Source organism: Peribacillus sp. Bi134, assembly GCF_918698065.1.
Lineage (GTDB): Bacteria > Bacillota > Bacilli > Bacillales > DSM-1321 > Peribacillus.
This window is the reverse complement of the sequence record NZ_CAKKLN010000005.1, coordinates 126,515-146,502: the sequence shown is the minus strand read 5'-3', so window position 1 is coordinate 146,502 and position 19,988 is coordinate 126,515. Positions and strand designations below refer to the sequence as shown.

The 19,988-nt window shown below is 39.9% G+C and carries 17 protein-coding genes and 1 other RNA gene; 15 read left to right on the top strand and 3 right to left on the bottom strand.

The genetic code is table 11. The features are described 5' to 3' along the window. Positions 1-14: 14 nt before the first annotated feature. Both LQ188_RS11930 and recU read right to left on the bottom strand, forming a co-directional pair. Positions 15-2,765, bottom strand: coding sequence for a PBP1A family penicillin-binding protein (locus tag LQ188_RS11930; RefSeq protein ID WP_101222376.1), 2,751 nt, complete (start codon positions 2,763-2,765; stop codon positions 15-17). A 27-nt stretch (positions 2,766-2,792) separates the two neighbouring features. Then, a complete protein-coding gene (gene recU, locus LQ188_RS11925; protein ID WP_101222375.1) occupies positions 2,793-3,404 on the bottom strand; it encodes a Holliday junction resolvase RecU in 612 nt (203 codons plus the stop codon). A 142-nt stretch (positions 3,405-3,546) separates the two neighbouring features. Here recU and LQ188_RS11920 point away from each other — a divergent pair, with 142 nt between their 5' ends. From LQ188_RS11920 to LQ188_RS11905, 4 genes are all read left to right on the top strand, one after another. Continuing rightward, positions 3,547-4,494, top strand: a complete 948-nt coding sequence (locus tag LQ188_RS11920) for a DUF2515 family protein (protein WP_230176934.1) — start codon at positions 3,547-3,549, stop codon at positions 4,492-4,494. Between the two features lie 356 nt (positions 4,495-4,850). Beyond that, positions 4,851-5,126 (top strand): hypothetical protein, encoded by a 276-nt coding sequence (locus tag LQ188_RS11915; RefSeq protein ID WP_101222373.1) that lies wholly within the window; start codon positions 4,851-4,853, stop codon positions 5,124-5,126. Positions 5,127-5,195: 69 nt separating this feature from the next. Beyond that, positions 5,196-5,564: a YppE family protein gene (locus LQ188_RS11910; protein ID WP_157830997.1), complete on the top strand. Its 369-nt coding sequence runs from the start codon at positions 5,196-5,198 to the stop codon at positions 5,562-5,564. Between the two features lie 76 nt (positions 5,565-5,640). Next, positions 5,641-6,273 carry a YppG family protein gene (locus LQ188_RS11905; RefSeq protein WP_230176933.1) on the top strand — a complete coding sequence of 211 codons (633 nt, stop codon included), beginning with the start codon at positions 5,641-5,643 and terminating at the stop codon, positions 6,271-6,273. A 69-nt stretch (positions 6,274-6,342) separates the two neighbouring features. On the opposite strand, the gene LQ188_RS11900 is transcribed toward LQ188_RS11905, so the two are convergent. Continuing rightward, complete coding sequence (locus LQ188_RS11900) at positions 6,343-6,792, bottom strand: Hsp20/alpha crystallin family protein (RefSeq protein ID WP_101222371.1); 450 nt, start codon at positions 6,790-6,792, stop codon at positions 6,343-6,345. A gap of 141 nt (positions 6,793-6,933) precedes the next feature. Here LQ188_RS11900 and LQ188_RS11895 point away from each other — a divergent pair, with 141 nt between their 5' ends. The 11 genes from LQ188_RS11895 to LQ188_RS11845 all read left to right on the top strand — a co-directional run bounded on the left by LQ188_RS11895 (position 6,934) and on the right by LQ188_RS11845 (position 19,931). After that, positions 6,934-7,698 carry an alpha/beta hydrolase gene (locus LQ188_RS11895; protein WP_230176932.1) on the top strand — a complete coding sequence of 255 codons (765 nt, stop codon included), beginning with the start codon at positions 6,934-6,936 and terminating at the stop codon, positions 7,696-7,698. 123 nt (positions 7,699-7,821) lie between these two features. Continuing rightward, positions 7,822-10,098: a DEAD/DEAH box helicase gene (locus LQ188_RS11890; protein ID WP_230176931.1), complete on the top strand. Its 2,277-nt coding sequence runs from the start codon at positions 7,822-7,824 to the stop codon at positions 10,096-10,098. 36 nt (positions 10,099-10,134) lie between these two features. Further along, complete coding sequence (locus tag LQ188_RS11885) at positions 10,135-11,391, top strand: ribonuclease H-like domain-containing protein (RefSeq protein WP_230176930.1); 1,257 nt, start codon at positions 10,135-10,137, stop codon at positions 11,389-11,391. Positions 11,392-11,848: 457 nt separating this feature from the next. Further along, entirely contained in the window at positions 11,849-12,439 is a 591-nt protein-coding gene (locus LQ188_RS11880) for a CotD family spore coat protein (RefSeq protein ID WP_230176929.1), read from the top strand. A gap of 64 nt (positions 12,440-12,503) precedes the next feature. Next, positions 12,504-13,055, top strand: a complete 552-nt coding sequence (locus LQ188_RS11875; RefSeq protein WP_101222367.1) for a DUF1273 domain-containing protein — start codon at positions 12,504-12,506, stop codon at positions 13,053-13,055. A gap of 203 nt (positions 13,056-13,258) precedes the next feature. Then, a complete protein-coding gene (gpsB, locus tag LQ188_RS11870; RefSeq protein ID WP_061463822.1) occupies positions 13,259-13,570 on the top strand; it encodes a cell division regulator GpsB in 312 nt (103 codons plus the stop codon). A gap of 80 nt (positions 13,571-13,650) precedes the next feature. Next, positions 13,651-14,040: RNase P RNA component class B (gene rnpB / locus LQ188_RS11865), an RNA gene on the top strand. Positions 14,041-14,613: 573 nt separating this feature from the next. Then, positions 14,614-15,762 carry a class I SAM-dependent RNA methyltransferase gene (locus tag LQ188_RS11860; protein ID WP_230176928.1) on the top strand — a complete coding sequence of 383 codons (1,149 nt, stop codon included), beginning with the start codon at positions 14,614-14,616 and terminating at the stop codon, positions 15,760-15,762. 193 nt (positions 15,763-15,955) lie between these two features. Further along, positions 15,956-16,156 (top strand): cold-shock protein, encoded by a 201-nt coding sequence (locus LQ188_RS11855; RefSeq protein WP_034307871.1) that lies wholly within the window; start codon positions 15,956-15,958, stop codon positions 16,154-16,156. Positions 16,157-16,370: 214 nt separating this feature from the next. After that, the gene (locus tag LQ188_RS11850; RefSeq protein WP_101222364.1) at positions 16,371-18,284 is read left to right on the top strand and encodes an ATP-dependent DNA helicase; all 1,914 of its coding nucleotides are present in this window, start codon (positions 16,371-16,373) and stop codon (positions 18,282-18,284) included. 129 nt (positions 18,285-18,413) lie between these two features. Beyond that, on the top strand, positions 18,414-19,931 hold the full coding sequence (locus LQ188_RS11845; RefSeq protein ID WP_101222363.1) for a carboxypeptidase M32: 1,518 nt from the start codon (positions 18,414-18,416) through the stop codon (positions 19,929-19,931). Positions 19,932-19,988: the final 57 nt, after the last annotated feature.

The following is a 19,988-nucleotide window of genomic DNA, read 5'->3' as shown; positions in this document are numbered from 1 at the left end:
ATCCTTATATATATTTATTCCGTATCTTTGTTTGGATCTGGGTCCGGGTTAGGGTTAGGGTTAGGGTCAGGGGTCTCGACTGGTTTTTCCTCTTCTACCGTTCCAGGGTCAGTGGCATCATCCCCGCCTTCGACGTCCTCATCACCACCATTATTGCCATTTCCATTTCCATCATCAGTGTTGTTGCCATTACCATTATTATCGTTGTTGCCATTACCGTTATTACCATTATTGCCGTTATTTTCGTCATTTCCATTATTGCCGTTTTCGCCATTGTTATTTTTGTCTTCGTCTTGCTTATCTTCTTCGCCCTCAGCAGGCGTTTCTTGTTCAGGATCTTCACCTTCGGCTGGATCTTTAATCTCCTCGTCCTCAGTATCCTCAGGAGCTTCCGCTTCAGCAGGTATTTTGACTGATGTACTCGCAGGATCACTTTGTTGGTTATCCACTAAAGCTACCACTGAGAAAGTATATTTACTACCAGGGGTTGGATTAGGGATCGTTAAACTAGTATCCTTCGATTTTTTTAATACGCTCTCTGCTCCGCCATCAACGGACATCTTAACCTCGAATTGGGTATTCCCATTTCCTTTAGGATATGACCATGAAAGATTGATTTCATTGCTTTCCTGATTGTAAGAAGCGTTAATGCCAGGTGAGTCGATTTTTTCATATTCTGTCGTCACTTGTGTCGGTTCGTGACCTTTAACATAATATTCATAAGTGATTTTACTGCTTGGTGTGTATTCATTGGCTTTAACAGCTGGATTCGAACCTTTGATGACTCCAACCTTCACAACACTGTCAGGTTGATCAAAGTCTTTCGTTTCTTTTGATTGAGCCATATGTTCCATTAAGTTCTTAAAGATGGATTTAGGGATCCTTTGAGATGATTCACCCAGATATTCCATTTTCTCACCAGATGCATTATCATAACCAGCCCAAACCGCGACAGTATAATTGGTTGTATAACCTGCCATCCAGCTATCTTTTACACCGGAAGATGGGATGTTGTTCGCTGCACGCTGTTCAGGTGTGAAATTGGTTGAACCCGTTTTACCGGCTACAGGTAGACTTGGTATATTGGCTAACCTTCCTGTTCCATAAGGTTCTTTCATGACGCTTTTCAACATATCCGTCACGATGAAAGCTGTGGAATCTTTCATGACCGGTTTTGATTCCGTCTTGTTTTTGATGGTTGTTTTATCACGTAAAACAATCTTTTTCACACTATGCGGTTCATTATATATACCGTTGTTTCCGAATGAACTGTATGCACCGGCAAGTTCAAGTGTTGAAACATCCTTACCGCCGCCCAATGCTGCAGATTCGGTAATTTCCTTGTCAAAAGGAATGCCAAGTTCAGTGGCGAAACCACGTGCCCGGTCCAAGCCGACTGCTTGAAGCGTTTTTAAGGCAGGAATATTTAATGACCGTGCCAGTGCTTCACGAGTTGTTACAGTACCATAATGTCGTCCGGAAGCATTTTTAAGCGATGTTCCATCACTGTAAGAATATTCCTCATCCTTGATTTGATGGTAGGTGGACCAATTTAAATATTCTACGGCAGGACCATAATCCAGAATCGGCTTGATGGTCGAACCAGGTGATCGCTTGGCATCCGTTGCGTAATTCCAGCCGCGTTTAACCGTCGTGTTCCTGCCGCCGCCCACTGCTTTAATTTCACCAGTTTCTGTATCGAGTAATGTGACTCCGGCTTGGAGATCTTTACTTGGATAATTGATGATTTCATCACTATTCAACATGTTATAGACATATTCCTGGGCATCTTTATCAATTGTCGTTTGGATTTCCAAACCATCGGTAAAGACGTTATAGTCACCCATATCCCCGACTTCCTCAATTACCAAATCGATGAATGCATCGTAAGCCGTCGTATCGATTTGACTCTTATCGATTTCTTGAAGTCCCTCTGTTATATCGATGCTTTGTGCATTTTTCATTTCCGTTTCGGTGATATATCCATGTTTATTCATTAAGTGCAGGACAATATCACGGCGTTCTTTTGCACGTTCAGGGTATTTATACGGGTCATACCTGCTTGGACTTTGCGGTAATCCTACAAGCATGGCCGCTTCGTTCAATTTTAATTCGTTTAGATCTTTTCCATAATAAGTTTGCGATGCAGTTAAGATTCCGTTTGCGCGGTTTGCAAAGAAAATCTTATTCACATACATTTCAAAAATTTCTTCTTTTGTATATTTTCTTTCAAGCTGTATGGATAGCCACATTTCCTGGACTTTCCTTTTGATGGTCTTATCAGGTGTTAAATAAGAACGCTTGATAACCTGCTGGGTCAATGTACTTGCACCCTCTGAGCCGAATCCGTTTTTGACGTTGGCTATGACGGCACTGCCCAGACGTAAGAAATCGACACCGTGGTGCTCATAAAATCGTGAATCTTCCGTTGCCAGGAAAGCTTCCTTGACAAGGTCGGGTATGTCTTCATAATTTACATAATCCCGGTTTTCCTTACCGATTTCAGCTAGCAATTTACCATTTTCATCGAGAATCTTGGATGTGACCGGATCTTTCAAAAGCTTTTCGTCAAGTTTTGGAGCGTCGCTGATAAAGTAAGCCATTGCAGCTCCTCCGGCAACAAGACCTATTATTCCGATTGTAACAAGTATAAGGAAAATTCGCTTAAGCATATTTGTTGGCTTTTTAGGACCTGTTTTCTGTCCCTTTTTTTGAGTCTGCCCCTGCTTTCGGCGTTCTTCTCTAGTATTATATTTTTCAGCCATTACAGCTAACCTGCCTTTCTAAAAAAACTAAAAATTTTCTGCGATGAGCGAATCTACTACTTTAATATAGTCAATTCTCGGTTGAAAGCCAAGAGTAATCTTTCGTGAACTGCTTTCAACCTCTTGAAGAGTTATAGATTTGCGCCCGCCTTCTTTCATTCTCTTCCAATAAAAACTCAGTTGTTCAGAACTCATTACATATATATCATCCATTGCTGAAAACCGAATGATCACAAATGCAATTCCGTCATGCTGAACGATTTGTTTCATATGTTCAATTTGATGGTCATGAAAATTCTTCAGAGGGAAAGAACTGCTGTTTTTCGTCTCCTTTGCCTCAAAATCAATGTACTTTCCTTTATAAACACCATTGTAATCGGTGGTCGATGCTTGTTTGAAATAAGCTTCTTTAATGACTGCAGCACTTCTTTTCGGATAGTGGACATCGACAATTTGAATGGGTGTCGGTTTTTTATGGATGACGGCAATGCCGTGTGCTAAATAATACTGATTGGTTTCGTTCAAATCGTCTTCCAATGTTTTTCCCCGGTTGCTGTAACTGATTTTTTTAAGTGGGCTTTTCTTTTCTTCCATAGCCTGCGGTACAAATCTTCGTCCGTTGGGATAATGAAATGCCACTTTTACCCCTCCTTTTTTTCACTTATCTATATTAGCAAAAAAAGAATCCAAAATGTGAATAAAAAGAATTGTTTCTTAGAACGATAGGATTTATGTACAACTATATGTCACAATTCATCTCTATAGAAAGGCGGACACATAGATGCGAATATTAATGACGGAAAAGCAATTGCTACATTCCATAAAAGCCCAAACCGCTAAAGGAAATAGGGATAATATATCAAGGACAAAGGCATATGAACGATTTTTCAAAATGCATCCCGAAATACAATGGTCTTTTTTAGCGGGGATGGTTTCTAGAAATGCAGGCTGGAATATGTGTGATCTTGAAGGGATTTGGTTTTCCCATTTGCTTGGCCAGAAATACAGGCATCTTTTATTCCTGACGTATGAAGAAGCCAACTGGAGAATATTCCAAGATGCTTATCCGCAATTACTTCTCTATCATTATTCGACGAAGTATGGACGTCCTTTGTTTCACTTATGTCATTATTTTTTTATTACCAAATTCATGACGAACGAATGGTATTCCTTTTGGAAACATGGAAATCGGGAAAAATTAGTCACTGCGCTCATCATAAATGAACAAAACATCATAGAAGAACCGGTTATTAAAAAACAATCTTTCGTATTTCATTCTCTCTTATTTTTCCTGCAGGACTGGATGCATTTTAGCACGGTTTTATTTCCTGCTTGCAATGGAGAACTATATGGATCGTCCGTTTCGCATTTTAGAAATATCGATAAAAGGATTGAATTGGGGAAAAGGTTGGCCGGCCTTTTATTTTCTGAAGATTTGTTTCCGCTATTCTATGAATTTTCCTGCAGGACAGAACCAACGGGTGCCAGATATGATTATGAACAATATCGAAAAAATCCTAGGTACCATGAAACCCCGATGCTGAGGGGAGTATATCCATTGATTCATCATCAAGCAGGAATGACAGAGCAATGGGATATGAAAAAAAAGTTTAAAAAAAAATGGTTCATTGAACCCAAATGGGAAGAAGACCCGCATTTGACCGATTGGTATGACCTTAAACAAAAGCAGCTACATACGGCAGCAATGATTAAAAATTGGATATTATAATAGCAAACAGGGAAGGCGTCATGTAAGCCTTCCCTGTTTTATCAGTCAGTATTTATGTCTTACGTAGAGGGGCGGTTTTCTCCGCTAAGCTTCGGATTTCCCGTTCCTGCCTTTTTAGTGGGCGGCTTTTGTCGTTTTTCGTTTTTTTGCTGTCTGCTTTCATTCGACTGCATAAAATCACCTCCTGTCTGTATTCTTGTTTAAAACTTCATTCTTCATTCTGCCATTGTTGTCGAAGGGCATAATAAATTAAGCGAATTGCACTTTCTTTGCCGATTCCCTTCTAGTTTTGTCAGTCATGAAGGGCTTTCTGATAAAAAAAAGAATAGTACAGGTAAAGAATGGGAGGGATCAGCATGGTCAATAAAAGTGTCGCAACAGAGGAGATATTAAGGATGATAGCTGAGATCAGTACCAGCCTGGATCGTTTGGAAATTTCATATGGGGAAACTGTAAATACAGTGCGGTGCAAACTATGGGCGGAGCAATATACATTGGTTAACGAAGCCCAGGAAGCCATTGAGAAAGCCGAGGATTATTGGGTGAATGCTGAAGGTGTAAACCATTCCTTTTCCATTGTCCCGAAAAAAACAATAATAAAGCACAATGTTCTCACTGAATTGCACGTATAAGCCAGAGGAATATCATTTTATAATGAACTGGATTATAATAAGGGAAACAATTGTGCGGAGGAATATATTGTGCAAAAAGAAAAACTTCAGCTATTAACAGAACAATTAATAAAATATACGGACCAAGTGGATGATATCTATGAGGGTGTACGGAAGGAAGGAAAGGAAAAGGATTTTTTTTCGGAAGTCAAGCCGTTTGCAGACCAGGTAAGGACCGCATGCATCGAATGGGAAACCGGAATGAAGGAGTGGATGAAAGAAACTGAATTTAGGCATCTTTTCCCCGAGCAAATCGAACAAACCGCCCATAACCTTTCTGATGTGGCCGTACAGGCATTTTTTCCAAAAACAAGTTATAAGCGATTTAAAAGCCATGTTCAATCGGTGGAATTCATCCTTAATAATGTAAGAACGGAAATCAATCGGATTTTATCATAAAAATACCTACACTTTATTCCCCTTTTTTCATATATTATCAGAACCATGTAATGAAAAAAGAGGAGGGCTCATTGACATGATGAGATCCGGTTTTAACCATATCTCCCCAAATCAAGGACAGTTTCCTCAATCAATGACGGAATATTGGGGAGGGTACCAGCAGCCAATGCCGTATCCTCCGCCCAATAATCATGAACAACCATTTATGTATCCATATCATCTCCAGGATACAGGGGGCTATATGACACCATATCATGATCCTTATCAGCAAGCGGCCTATCATCCATTCCAATCTGTCCAGCAGCAGGCGATGCCTGTGGGAGCTTATCCGGGCAGCAGTGTAATGCAGCCAATGGCACAAAGTCAGCCTATGGCACAAATGCAGCCAATGGCACAAATGCAGTCAATGGCACAAATGCAGCCAATCCAGTCCAATCAGCAGCCGCTAGCTTTTAGCCCGTTCGCCAATCCGCTACAGCCAGCTAAAAGACCTCCGCAAGGTCAGCAGCAGGCTCATAATCCATATCCTAAGCAGCAGTTCATGCAAAAACCCCAGCCATCGGGTTTCAAATCGGTCATGAATCAATTCAAAACACAAGATGGCTCGATGGATATAACGAAGATGATGAATACAGCTGGACAAATGATGAATACTGTTTCTCAAGTATCTTCAATGGTCAAAGGAGTAGGGGGCTTCTTCAAAGCTTAGATGGTGAATAAAGGAAAAGCAGACTTACAAGTGACCCAGCCACTTTTTTAAGTCTGCTTTTATTCATGTCTAATGGATTTCAATCCGATTCCCCCTGATTTTGGGTAGCTGAAGCGTGAGGATGCCATCGCGATGTCGAGCGGTGACTTTTGCTTCATCAATGGGTTTTGGAAAAGAAATGGTTCTTGAAAGAGTACCTGCTGAAACTTCTTTTTGAAACATTCCTTGATTTTTATGTCTTCTATCTACTTGCTTTGCAGTTATGGTTACAGCATGGGCCAGTACATCAATTGATATTTGGCTGCGTGCAATTCCAGGCAAAGTAGCGGTAAGTGTATATTCTGAATGCGTTTCGTGAACATCAACCGGAAAGCTGCGTTCTTTCGCCGAACCGAAGAAATCGTCAAGAGATTGCAGCATGCCTTTAGGAGGCCTTTCGGAAAACAGCCGATCCATTTTGTTAATGAAGTGGGTAAAGGGTTCTATTCTCCGATTATTATTTTTTTCAGAAGAGGTCATCACGGTGCTCCTTTCTAAAAAATTCCTTTGCCTATAGGCTATGTGAGGAATTAAGAAATGTGAATGCGCTGTTGGGTTTCAGATAAAGGACTATAGGGAATAACGTTACTGAATGATTAGAAAAGGAAATGAGGGATTTATATGAAAGATAATGGCAAGCTTTCCTACATAGATACCGGGAAAGGAAATAAAACATTGTTGTTTATTCATGGATTTTGCGGAAGTCATGAATACTGGAGTGACATCATTGCTGAATTAAAGGATGATTACCGGGTTATTGCCGTTGATTTACGGGGGCATGGTGCAAGTGAGGAAATAGGGGAATCTTTCTCGATTGATGATATGGCTGCTGATATTGCGTCGTTACTGGACGAACTGGAAATCGCAAAGGTATATATGTTTGGTCATTCGCTTGGGGGATATATCACCTTGGCGTTCGCAGAAAGGTTTCCTGGGAAATTGTCTGGTTTTTCATTGGTACATTCTACAGCTTTGCCGGACGATGAAACAGGAAAGGCTGGGCGCTTAAAATCTGTCGAGAAAATCAAAAGTGAAGGAATTCCCGCTTTCATTGACGGACTTATACCAAAGCTTTTCTCTAATCCCGAAGATTCCAATATTGAACAAACTAAGGAAATCGGATATAAAACAAGTGAAAGCGGTGCGATAGGGTCTTTACATGCCATGAGGAACAGAATAGACAGAAATCATGTACTCAAAGACACAAAGCTGCCTGTCTTATTGGTTGCAGGTGAAGAGGATAAGCTAATTCCCGTTGAAAAAACCTTTTCTGCAAAAGGTAGCCATATCCATGAAGTTATACTTAAGGGCAGCGGCCATATGGGAATGCTGGAAGCTCCAAGCAGACTACTCGAAGAAATCATTCGCTTTGCCGAAAAGAATTAAATGATAAAAAAGACCGAGCTGGAGACGGGATATTGCCGTTTCCAGCTTTTTTTTGTGAATAGGAAATAGTTTCCCTTTTGCATAGAACGTTCATTCGGTAGAATAGGAGTATGAGGTGGTTATATGAAACTGCGAAAAAATTTACAAGAAGTTATTAAGGATTTAAAAACTAATGAGGATTTTAAAGATAACATCGTACATTGGCAAGTAATTGAAGCGAAAGAGGCAAAACATGTCCCTTTTCCCGCTGCAATGAATGATAAGATCAAGCATGCTCTTGAAATACGGGGGATAAATGGGTTGTACACCCATCAGGCAACTGCATTCGACACTGCTGTCAGTGGCAATAGCCTTGTGGCGGTCACACCAACAGCTTCTGGTAAAACATTATGCTATAATTTGCCGGTCCTACAAAAAATACTGGAAAATGAAAAAACCAGGGCGCTTTATATATTTCCGACAAAAGCGCTAAGCTATGACCAAAAAAGCGAATTGAATGAAATGATTGATGAAATGGATGCTAATATAAATAGTTATACATACGACGGGGACACACCTTCAAACATCAGGCAAAAAATTCGCCAGGCCGGGCATATCGTGATCACCAATCCTGATATGCTACATTCGGGAATCCTGCCCCATCACACGAAATGGGTCTCTTTGTTTGAAAACTTGAAGTATGTGGTCATTGATGAACTTCATATTTACCGCGGCGTTTTCGGAAGTCATACAGCCAACGTCATAAGAAGGTTAAAAAGGATCTGCAAGTTTTATGGAAGCGACCCTGTTTTCATCTGTACTTCCGCTACGATCAATAACCCAAAGGAGTTAGCAGAAGAGCTTACGGAAAAACAAATGGTCCTGATCAATAATAACGGAGCCCCAAGTGGGAAAAAGCATTTTGTATTTTATAATCCCCCAATAGTCAATAAACCGCTCAACATACGAAGGAGTGCGGTATTGGAAGTCAGGAAGCTGGCAAATGAATTTTTGAAAAATAAAATACAAACCATCGTTTTTGCGCGAAGCAGGGTTCGAGTGGAAATTCTATTGACATATTTACAGGAACTTGTGTCAAAGCAATTGGGGCCAAAATCGATCAGGGGCTATCGAGGCGGATATCTGCCAACACAGCGTAGGGAAATTGAACAAGGCCTCAGGGATGGTTCCATTTATGGGGTGGTTTCCACAAATGCACTTGAGTTGGGTGTCGATATCGGTCAGCTTCAGGTTTGCATAATGACAGGTTACCCTGGATCCATATCGAGTGCCTGGCAACAGGCTGGGCGAGCAGGAAGAAGGCATGGTGAAGCATTGATCATCATGGTCGGCAGTTCCAGTGCCCTTGATCAATATATCGTACAACATCCCGATTATTTCTTTACCAGAAATCCAGAAACTGCAAGAATCAATCCGGATAATCTTTTGATCTTGGTTGATCATGTAAAATGCGCAGCATATGAGCTGCCATTTAAAAAAGGCGATACTTTTGGGAAAACAGAGATTATCGACGTTCTTGAATTCCTTACGGAAGAAAGGGTCTTACACCTAAATGGGGACAAATGGCATTGGATGAATGATGCTTTTCCCGCAAGCAATATCAGCCTGCGCTCAGCGGCACAGGAAAATGTCGTGATCATCGACCAAACGAATGCACCGGTTAATCGGGTCATAGGGGAAATGGATACTTTCAGTGCAATGACCCTTCTTCACGATGAAGCCATTTATTTGCACCAGGGTATTCAATTTCAGGTGGAAGAACTTGATTGGGATGAAAAGAAGGCTTATGTACGTGAAGTCAATGTGGACTATTATACGGATGCTAACCTTGCTGTTCAATTGTCTGTATTGGAAGTCGATAAACAGCGAACTTTCGCTTCCACAGCAGCTGCTTTTGGTGATGTCGCAATCCGGGCGATGCCTACGATCTTCAAAAAAATCAAATTCGAAACTCATGAAAATATTGGTTCAGGTCCAATCAGTCTCCCTGAGATGGAACTGCATACGAGTTCGGCCATGCTTTCCATGGATCCTGATATATTTAAGTGGGACGAAAATCGAATAGAACAAGGAATGATAGGTGCGTCGCATGCACTTAATTACATGATTCCGCTATATGTTATGTGCGATCCGCATGATATTCATGTTTATCCGCAGGTTAAAGCAGCGCATAATGAAAAACCGACCATTTTTATCTATGATAGTTATCCGGGTGGCATAGGGTTAAGTGATAAAGTATATGAAAACTCTGAAGTCATTTTGCTGGAAACAATATCAATGATTGAAAATTGCACTTGTGAGAGTGGCTGCCCTTCCTGTATCGGTACGGAATCCGCAACGAAAACAGCCAAGAGTGATGCCAAACAATTATTAGGTCAATTTTGTAAGCAAAAACATTAATAGATTGCATTGATAGGTGAAAAGAGGTGTAATTTCATGTCTTTAAAAAATAAATTGAACCGTATGAAAACGCATATGAACCTAGGGAAACAACCTTCTCCTGTAGAAGAAAATGACCAGAAAGTGAATGAAGAAATTCCTTACTTTGAAAAGTGGCTTGAGAACGATACCGTTTCCTTTCATTTCGACGGTGACTATTGTTTCATTAGGGAAGTCCGCTACCCTATAAATCACAAACACGGGTTATATGAATTTTCCGAGCTGAAAAAGGTCGTAAAAGAGTGGAATCAAACTTCATTGGAGCATCCACTTTCCGCCAGGAGCGTTAAAAGTGAAGATCTGTTTTTCTTCGATACGGAAACGACAGGACTAGGAGGCGGAGCCGGCAATACCATTTTTTTACTAGGGTATGCCTATTTAGAAGGTGAAGAAGTAGTCGTGAAGCAACATATCCTTCCGCAGCCTGGAAGTGAAATACCGCTTTATCAAAGCTTTTTGGAAAACATCAATTACGAAACACTTGTCACTTATAATGGTAAGTCCTTTGATTGGCCACAGTTAAAAACGAGACATACCTTGATAAAGGAACATGTGCCAAAACTACCGGAATTCGGACATTTCGATTTGTATCATGCTTCAAGACGCCTATGGAGAAACAAATTGGAACGAGTGAAATTATCAGCTGTCGAAACAGATATTCTAGGTGTACATAGGGAGGATGATATTCCTGGATATTTGGCACCGATGATTTATTTTGATTTTGTTGAGAGGAAGAATCCGGAAATACTGTTTGGAATCATGAAGCATAATGAATTGGATATCTTATCATTGATCACTTTGTATATTCATTTGTCCCGAAAAATCCTCCAAATCGATGGATATACGGAAGAGTCCATGGAAATTGCACGATGGCTTGCTTATTTGGGGAAAAAAGAGGAGTCAGTTGAGACATATCAAAAAATATTGGAAGCGGGTAATGAGGAAGATCGGATTATAGCTGGCCATGCATTAGCCTTCCAGAAAAAGAAGCAAAAACAATTCGATGAAGCTTTGGAAATTTGGAAGGAAGTCGCCTTAAAAGGGAATGTGCAAATTAGGGTACAGGCACAGATTGAATGTGCGAAATTATACGAACATCAATTTAAGGACGTCGGTCATGCTCTAAAATGTTCAATAATCGCGCATCAAGAGATGGTTAGGGAAGGGACCGCCCTGGGGAAAAAACAGTTGGAATTGGAAAAGAGGATCCGGCGGCTCGAAAAGAAAGAGGAATCAAAGGATATTTCTGTATAAGATTAGGGAGCGAGAAACTTCTTTTAGTGCAAAAGGCCGAAAATAAAAAATATGTATACATTTATTGTAGCCTTCAACTATTGTGTGTAAAATGGAAAGAGTTGAGGGTGAAATTCCGAAGCGTTCATTTCATGCCTTTACATCATATAAAATTAAGGTGAAAGCGGAGCGGAGAAATGTATAAAACGACTTTATTTCTATTTTTTGTAGTTCTTTGTTTAACGATAGTTTTGTTTACTTCATTAAAAGACAGTCTCTATTCCTTTTTATAGAAAATTCCTCATTTCATTTGACGGTTAGACAGATATAATAATGATAGTGTACTTATTGACAGCCATCCATCGTTTTATACTTATTCTGTATAAATAGGTCATTTCATCAGTACACGTATCCCCTTTTTTTCATAGTCTGTAATGGTAAGACTAAACTTATCATGATGAAAGGGGACGTATTATAAATGTATTTTCGTAATTGTGGAGGAAATAAACCCCATGTAATGGGAGCATCCAACAATGTAATGGGAGCATCCAACAATGTAATGGGTGCATCTAACAATGTAATGGGCGCATCTAACAATGTAATGGGCGCATCTAACAATGTAATGGGAGCATCCAATGTAATGGGAGCATACGGGAACGCACCTGGAGTAATGGGCGCATCAACCGGTAAAAACTCCAACGTAATGGGAGCGTCAGCTGGTAAAAACTCTAACGTAATGGGAGCCTATAGTCCATCTGCTGTATCTCCAGCGCAATATGGTCCATCGGCTGTGTCTCCAGCGCAATATGGTCCAACCCAAACATCTCCATCTCAAGTTGCCCCAGCGCAAGTCTCTCCAACACAGCAATATGTCAATACGAATGTATCGAACACAGTGATCCCTGTCGTTCATCCATCACATACTACAAATGTCAATAAACATGTGAACACGTATAAGCATTATTTCCCGCATACTCAATCCGTGGTGAACGAGTGCTATAATCAACACTTGATTTGTGGCAGGCCGCCGCAAAACCCATGCTGTCCACCTAAGCATTTCGGATACTAAAAAATAAGGGCTTATTAAGCCCTTGTTTTCATACATAATCATGTTAAAGGAGATTAGCCAAGCGATGAAGGTTTTGTATATGACGGGCTACAAAGCTTTTGAATTCGGGATATTCAAAAATGACCATGAAGCCGTAAAATATATAAAGAAAGCGATGAAGGAGCGTCTCCTGCCATTGGTGGAAGACGGGCTGGAATGGGTGATCATCTCAGGTCAGTTGGGTACGGAACTATGGGGTGCCGAAGTGGTGTTCGAATTACAGGAAGAATATCATCAGCTTAAATTAGGGGTGCTTACTCCTTTTCTGAAACAGGAAGAGTCATGGAACGAGACGAATCAAGATTACTACCGATCCATATTGGCCCGTGCCGATTTTGTCGAATCCATTTTCAACAAACCATATGAAGGGCCACAACAGCTGAAAACCAAAAATAGGTATATGGTCCATAAAAGCGATGCCATGCTCATCATTTTCGAAGCTGAAAAAGAAGGATCAGCCCGATATCCTTATTTCGAGGCGATGAAAAAGGCGGAAACACAGCCATACCCCATCTTTCAGATAAACTTTGATGATCTGCAACTGGCTGCGGAAGAAGCCAGCTGGTCCGAAGAATGATGGAGTGAAAATAATTATGGATTAAAAGTTGTTTCTAAAGCATAATCATATTATGATGAAATTTAGATACAGATTTAATGGGATTACATATCGTTCTCTGAAACAGTAAGCTTACAAAATGGTGTTTCGTTGACAAACCCAAGCAGATTTGAAAAAATAATAAAAAGTCGATTGTATTGGCGAAAGTATTGAGGTGAAGTCTTATGCTATCCGATAAGATAAAATTAACGGCTAAAGATATTCTTGAAAAAGATTTTAAAACAGCCATGCGCGGTTATAAACCTGAAGATGTGGATCAATTCCTGGATCTGATCATTAAAGATTATGAAGTGTTCCATCAGGAAATTGAAGATCTTAAACAAGAAAATCTTAAATTGAAAAAACAAGCCGAAGAGAGTACAAAACGTCCAAATCAACCTGCTCCCAGTGCCACTCCGGGAACCACTAACTTTGACATCCTTAAACGGTTATCCAACTTGGAAAAGCACGTTTTTGGTAACAAGCTTTTTGACTGAGATTTTGCATTGTAAAAGTGAAAATGATTTTGGTATTGTGTTTTCGTGAATAATGGAGTATAATCAATTATGTTATGTTAACGTTTGGGTAATTGCTGCTGCATTTATGCAGTTGAGGAAAGTCCATGCTCGCACGGACTGCGATGTCCGTAGTGTTCGTGCCTGGCGAAAAAATAAGCTTGGGCAGCAATCTTGGATTGCTGACGGCTGGGAAAATGCCTAAGTCCTTTTGGATATGGCATGAATACCTATAAAAGTGCCACAGTGACGTAGCCTTTACAGAAATGTAAAGGGTGGAACGAGGTAAACCCCACGAGCGAGAAACCCAAATTAATGGTAGGGGCGCTTTCTTCCTTGGAATTGAACGAGGAGAAGGACAGAAGCATATGCTTCTGTAGATAGATGATTACCGCCGAAGTACGAGACGCGAGTCGCTTGCAGTACTGAGGAACAAAACATGGCTTACAAAACGTTATCATATAACACCAAAAGCACAACTCTCCTTTTAAAAGGAGAGTTTTTGTTTATGGAGAATGCATTATAATAAAAAGATTGGGCATTTCCATTTATTTTTCGTTTTCTGAAACATGGCTGTGTTAAACTTAAAACTTGGCAAGTTTTTCATTGCGTTCGAATGATTAGGAAAATGGCTTAAATGAAGTCTGTCGGTAACGTTTTTAAAAATAGTGTTGGAATGTTAAGCATTTCTTTGATTCTGGGTATCCTATTTATAAAGGTTCCTTATTAGCCCTAAAATGAAGGTATCAAAACAGAACTTCAAACTTCAGGATAATGGATGGGAAGCATACATAATTGGTCGGATGATTTAATTGCAGCATGTATCCTAAGGTACATGGATAATTGAGTATAGCTTTACATCACGGTGATTAATACGCTACATGATCGGCTAACTGAAATATAAAAACGCGGTGGGCCATAAGGTTTACATGTAAAAAATCAATGCCTGATTCTAAATACATAAATGAAAGAAATTCGGGAAAAAGTGCCATTGATTGGATTAATGGAAAGAAGGTGCAGGATTAATGAAACAATTCGATATAATTGCAACATCAGCAATGGGATTGGAATCAATTGTTGCCAAGGAGGTGCGGGATCTTGGTTACGATTGTCAAGTCGAAAATGGTAAGATCACCTATAAAGGGGATCAATCCGCCATTGCCCGCTCTAATTTATGGCTGCGCAGTGCCGATAGGGTGAAAATTAAAGTCGCGGAATTCAAAGCTTATTCATTTGATGAGTTGTTTGAAAAAACAAAGGCCTTGAATTGGGAGGATTTCTTATCAGCCGATGTCGAGTTCCCCGTTAGTGGAAAATCCGTTAAGTCAAAGCTATACAGTGTCCCTGATTGTCAGGCTATTGTAAAAAAGGCGATTGTTGATAGATTGAAAAGTAAATATAAGCAAATATCTTGGTTTGCAGAGACAGGTCCTTTGTTTAAAATTGAAGTGTCTATTTTAAAAGATGTAGTGACACTTACCATAGACACTTCAGGTGCTGGTTTGCATAAGCGGGGTTATCGGACAGGGCAGGGAGAGGCGCCCCTTAAAGAAACATTGGCGGCTGCGTTAATCATGCTGACCAATTGGAAGCCGGATAAACCTTTCATAGATCCATTTTGCGGATCTGGAACGATTCCCATCGAGGCGGCTTTAATTGGACAGAATATAGCACCGGGGTTTAACAGGGAATTCGTTTCTGAAACCTGGTCATGGATGGACAGCAAGGTATGGGATGAAGCGCGGATTGAGGCTGAAGATTTAGCCGACTATGATCAATACTTGGACATAACCGGTTGTGATATTGACCATCGAATGGTCGATATAGCTAAAGCGAATAGTTTTGAAGCCGGTCTTGGTGATTTGATTGAATTCAAACAAATGCAGGTAAGGGATATCTCAACCAAGAAAGAGTATGGTGTCATTGTCGGGAACCCGCCTTATGGAGAACGTCTAGGTGAGAAAAAAGCGGTAGAGCAGATGTATAGGGAAATGGGCCAAGCCTTCAAGAAGCTTGATACATGGTCGGTATACATGATTACCTCCAATCCTGACTTCGAACAGCATTATGGTAAGCCTGCAACGAAAAAAAGGAAATTGTTCAATGGTTTCATCCGTGCTGACCTTTATCAATATTGGGGGAAAAGGCCGCCAAGGCAGCCTCAAGGTGAATGAGTAGGTAGAATATAATGGAGGATTTTGCTAGTCAGGACGATTTATTCATAATAGGTTCCAGTCTTGCTTATCATTTCCTTTTCTGTTATTCTAATAATGAATTATTTTTGTTCAGATTTAAGGAATACCTTAATATTCTTTTGAGCAAGGATAGTAATATAATGTGTGGAGAACACACTAGGAGGCAACAAAAATGGAACAAGGTAAAGTAAAATGGTTTAACGCAGAAAAAGGTTTTGGATTCATCGAACGTGAAGGTGGAGACGATGTATTCGTACATTTCTCAGCTATCCAAGGCGAAGGTTTCAAAACACTTGAAGAAGGCCAAGACGTTACATTTGATGTAGAACAAGGTCAACGTGGACCACAAGCATCAAACGTAAACAAAGCTTAATTCAACCCTATATTATTTACAGACAGGCTCTCTTGGAGCCTGTCTTTTATTTTACGAATCGGGCAACCAGACAGCATACATACATATTGCCTTACATTCTGATAATAGGTAAATATCTTGACTACTAATGTGAAATAAAGGATAATATACTTTTGCCTAAGATAATAATGATTCGGATTTTATATAATGATGATAGATAAAAGGGGAGACCATGATGCTTAAAACACTGCCTTTTTCGGTAACAAAGGAAGATTCTTTTTACGATAAGCTTTCAGAATGGATCGGTGATGTTTTTTACGATATTCTTCCCGAAAAAGGATTTGAGCTGCGTGACGAACAAATCTTCATGGCTTTTCAGTTAGAAAAAGCCTTTAAAGAAAAAAATATAAGTTTTGCTGAAGCAGGGGTAGGGACTGGTAAGACTTTGGTCTATTTACTATATGCGATTTGTTATGCGAGATATACGAATAAACCGGCAATTATTTCATGTGCAGATGAAACGTTGATTGAACAGCTTGTCAAAGAGGAAGGCGACATCCAAAAAATCAAGAATGCTTTAGGTATTGAAGTGGATGTCCGGCTTGCCAAATATCACGATCAATATGTATGTCTTAAGAAATTGGATTATGCTGTGAATCATGAGGATTCCGAGGGGATAGATCAGCTCTATGATGAACTTCCCAAGTTTGTTCATGATAACTCATCCATGAACGCCTATACACCATATGGGGACCGTAAACAGTATCCATATTTAAATGATGAAGACTGGTCTAAAGTTGGCTGGGATCAGCTTCAAAACTGTTTTACTTGTGATAAACGCCATCGTTGTGGGCAAACCCTATCACGGGACCACTATCGAAAATCAAGTGATTTGATCATTTGTTCACATGACTTCTTCATGGAGCATGTATGGACTAAGGAAAAGCGTAAGCGTGAAGGACAGTTACCATTACTGCCTGAACATAGCTGTGTTGTCTTTGATGAAGGCCATCTTTTGGAATTTGCTGCTCAAAAGGCTTTAACTTATAAAGTTGGGGAACAAACCCTCGCTTCGGTTCTGGAATTGCTAACAGCCAATCAGGTTCGTGAAGAAACCTTATACATCATCGAGGACTTAATTGATATCAATGAAGAGTTTTTTGATTTGTTGGATGAAAAAGCGATACATGTCAGCGGGTCTAATCGTTATGAAATCCCAATGTCAAAAGAAATAACAAACTTTGCCCAAAAGCTTCATAAAAAGGTTGAAGAGTTAGAGGAGAACCTAGTTTTTGAAGCGGAAATGTACACGATCAATGATTATGATTTAAAAGTGACGGAAGAGTATTTAGAGCAGCTGGGCTACTCCCTTTCTCTATTTGTGAAGGATGAACAGGCCGTTTCCTGGTTTGAAGAAAATGAAATGACCAAAACATTGGTGATCATGCCAAGGCTAGTGCAGGATATCTTGTCTGAACAGGTATTCTCGAAAAAAATCCCTTACATTTTTTCATCGGCAACATTATCGGATAATAAATCCTTCCAATATATTGCAGATAGTTTAGGGATAGAAAAGTATGACAGCTTTTCCGTTGAATCACCATTTGATTACGATGAAGTCATGAAAATGAACATGCCGGTCTTCGAAAATGGAGACCAATTGGCAAAACTTCAATATACAATGAATACAATTGAGGAAAATGAAGGTCGAACACTAGTGTTATTCCACTCAAAAGAAGAATTGCAATGGTTCAAGGAAAACTGCCCAGTATCATCCTATCCATTTTATTTTGAAGGGGAAGCGGAAATCAGCGAGCTTGTTAAGAAGTTCCAAGAGGATGAGCAATCTGTCCTTTTCTCCTATCATTTATGGGAGGGACTTGATGTTCCAGGACCTTCATTACAAAATGTAGTGATACACTCGCTTCCTTTCCCGCCTCGCGATCCGGTTTTCGAAGCCAAACGTAACTCGGTTACCGATGCATTCGAAGAGGTGGATCTTCCATACATGCTCCTTCGATTGCGCCAGGGAATAGGGCGTTTGATCAGGACGAGCAATGATTCGGGAACCGTCCAGATTTTGATTGAAAAGAATCTTTCGGAACATGTGAAAGAGAAGATTGTATCCATTCTTCCTGTAACGATTTAAATATACCCCCAAAAAAAGAGCCAAGGGAACCCCTTGGCTCTTTTTTATTTTAATTTATTAATCGGAGTGGTTCTGATATGAAAGACTTTTGTATAATATGGTAAAGTGTAGTTGGAAGGAGCAGTGAATATGAAAAAAAAGGGTATAGATCTGATAGAAAAAGAGTTTAAAGAATATGTAAAGAAAATCTCTGCTTATAATGAAGCTCTCGCGTTAATTTTTTGGGATTTGCGTACAGGTGCACCTAAAAAGGGAGTTGAGCAGCGTTCCGAAGTTATCGGTATGCTTTCCTCCGAAGTGTTTAATATGAGCACAAGTAAGGAAATGGAATCCTTCATTGCAGAACTTTCGATGGATAAAGCCATTCTTGGTGAATCGACGAATAAGATGGTACAAGAGTGTAAAAAAGAGTTTGAAAGGAATAAGAAAATTCCTGTGAACGAATATAAGGAATTCGTCATTTTACAATCGCGTTCCGAAAGTGCATGGGAAGAGGCAAGGGAAAAAGCTGATTTTTCTTTATTTCAACCTTATCTGGAGCAAATTGTAGCATATACCCGCAGGTTCGTAGAGTACTGGGGATATGAAGGGACGAAATATAATACCCTTTTAGACATATATGAACCAGGAATGACTGTAGATATACTTGATGGCGTATTCAGTGAGCTTCGGTCGAGGATCGTTCCCTTGGTAAAACAGATTGCAAAAAGCGAACATAGACCGGAAACAGCGTTCCTATATAAAGAATTTCCAAAAGAAAAACAGCATCAATTCAACTTGGAAATTTTAAAACAGCTAGGATACGATTTCAAGGCTGGCAGGCTTGATGAAACAGTTCACCCTTTTGAAATTAGAATAAATAGGGGCGATGTCCGGGTGACGACCCGATACGATGAAAATGATTTTAGGGGGGCAATCTTTGGTACCATTCATGAATGTGGACATGCCATTTATGAGCAGAATATCGCTGAAGAGTTAACCGGAACACTTCTCGATAGCGGGACATCAATGGGGATCCATGAATCACAATCTTTGTTTTTTGAAAACTTCATTGGGCGGAACCATAGCTTTTGGAAAAATAAATTTTCCTTATTAAAGGAATATGCTCCCGAACAATTCCAAGATGTGACGCTGGATGAATTTTACCGGGGCATTAACGAATCAAAACCATCGTTCATCCGTATTGACGCAGATGAACTGACGTATCCTCTACATATTATGATTCGGTATGAACTGGAAAAGGCCCTCTTTAATGGGGAACTTGAAGTGAAGGATTTACCGGAAGTCTGGAATGAAAAATACAAGGATTATCTGGGAATTGTGCCTGAAAATGATGCAATGGGCGTGTTGCAAGATGTACACTGGGCAGATGGCAGCTTTGGTTATTTCCCTTCTTATGCATTGGGATATATGTATGCAGCTCAAATCAAGCAATCGATGCTTAAAGATTTGCCTGATTTTGATGAACTGTTGGAAGCGGGTGATATTGAACCAATCAGGAAATGGCTTAATGAAAAAATACATAAATACGGAAAAACAAAAAAGCCTCTGGAGATTTTGAAAGAAACGACAGGGGAAGGCCTGAATGTTCAGTATTTAATAAAGTATCTTGAAGATAAATATAAAGAAGTTTATAAAATCAAATGAATCAAAGAAGAAGGACTTGGATTAAATCTCAAGCCCTTCTCAGTTTGTAGACAAAAG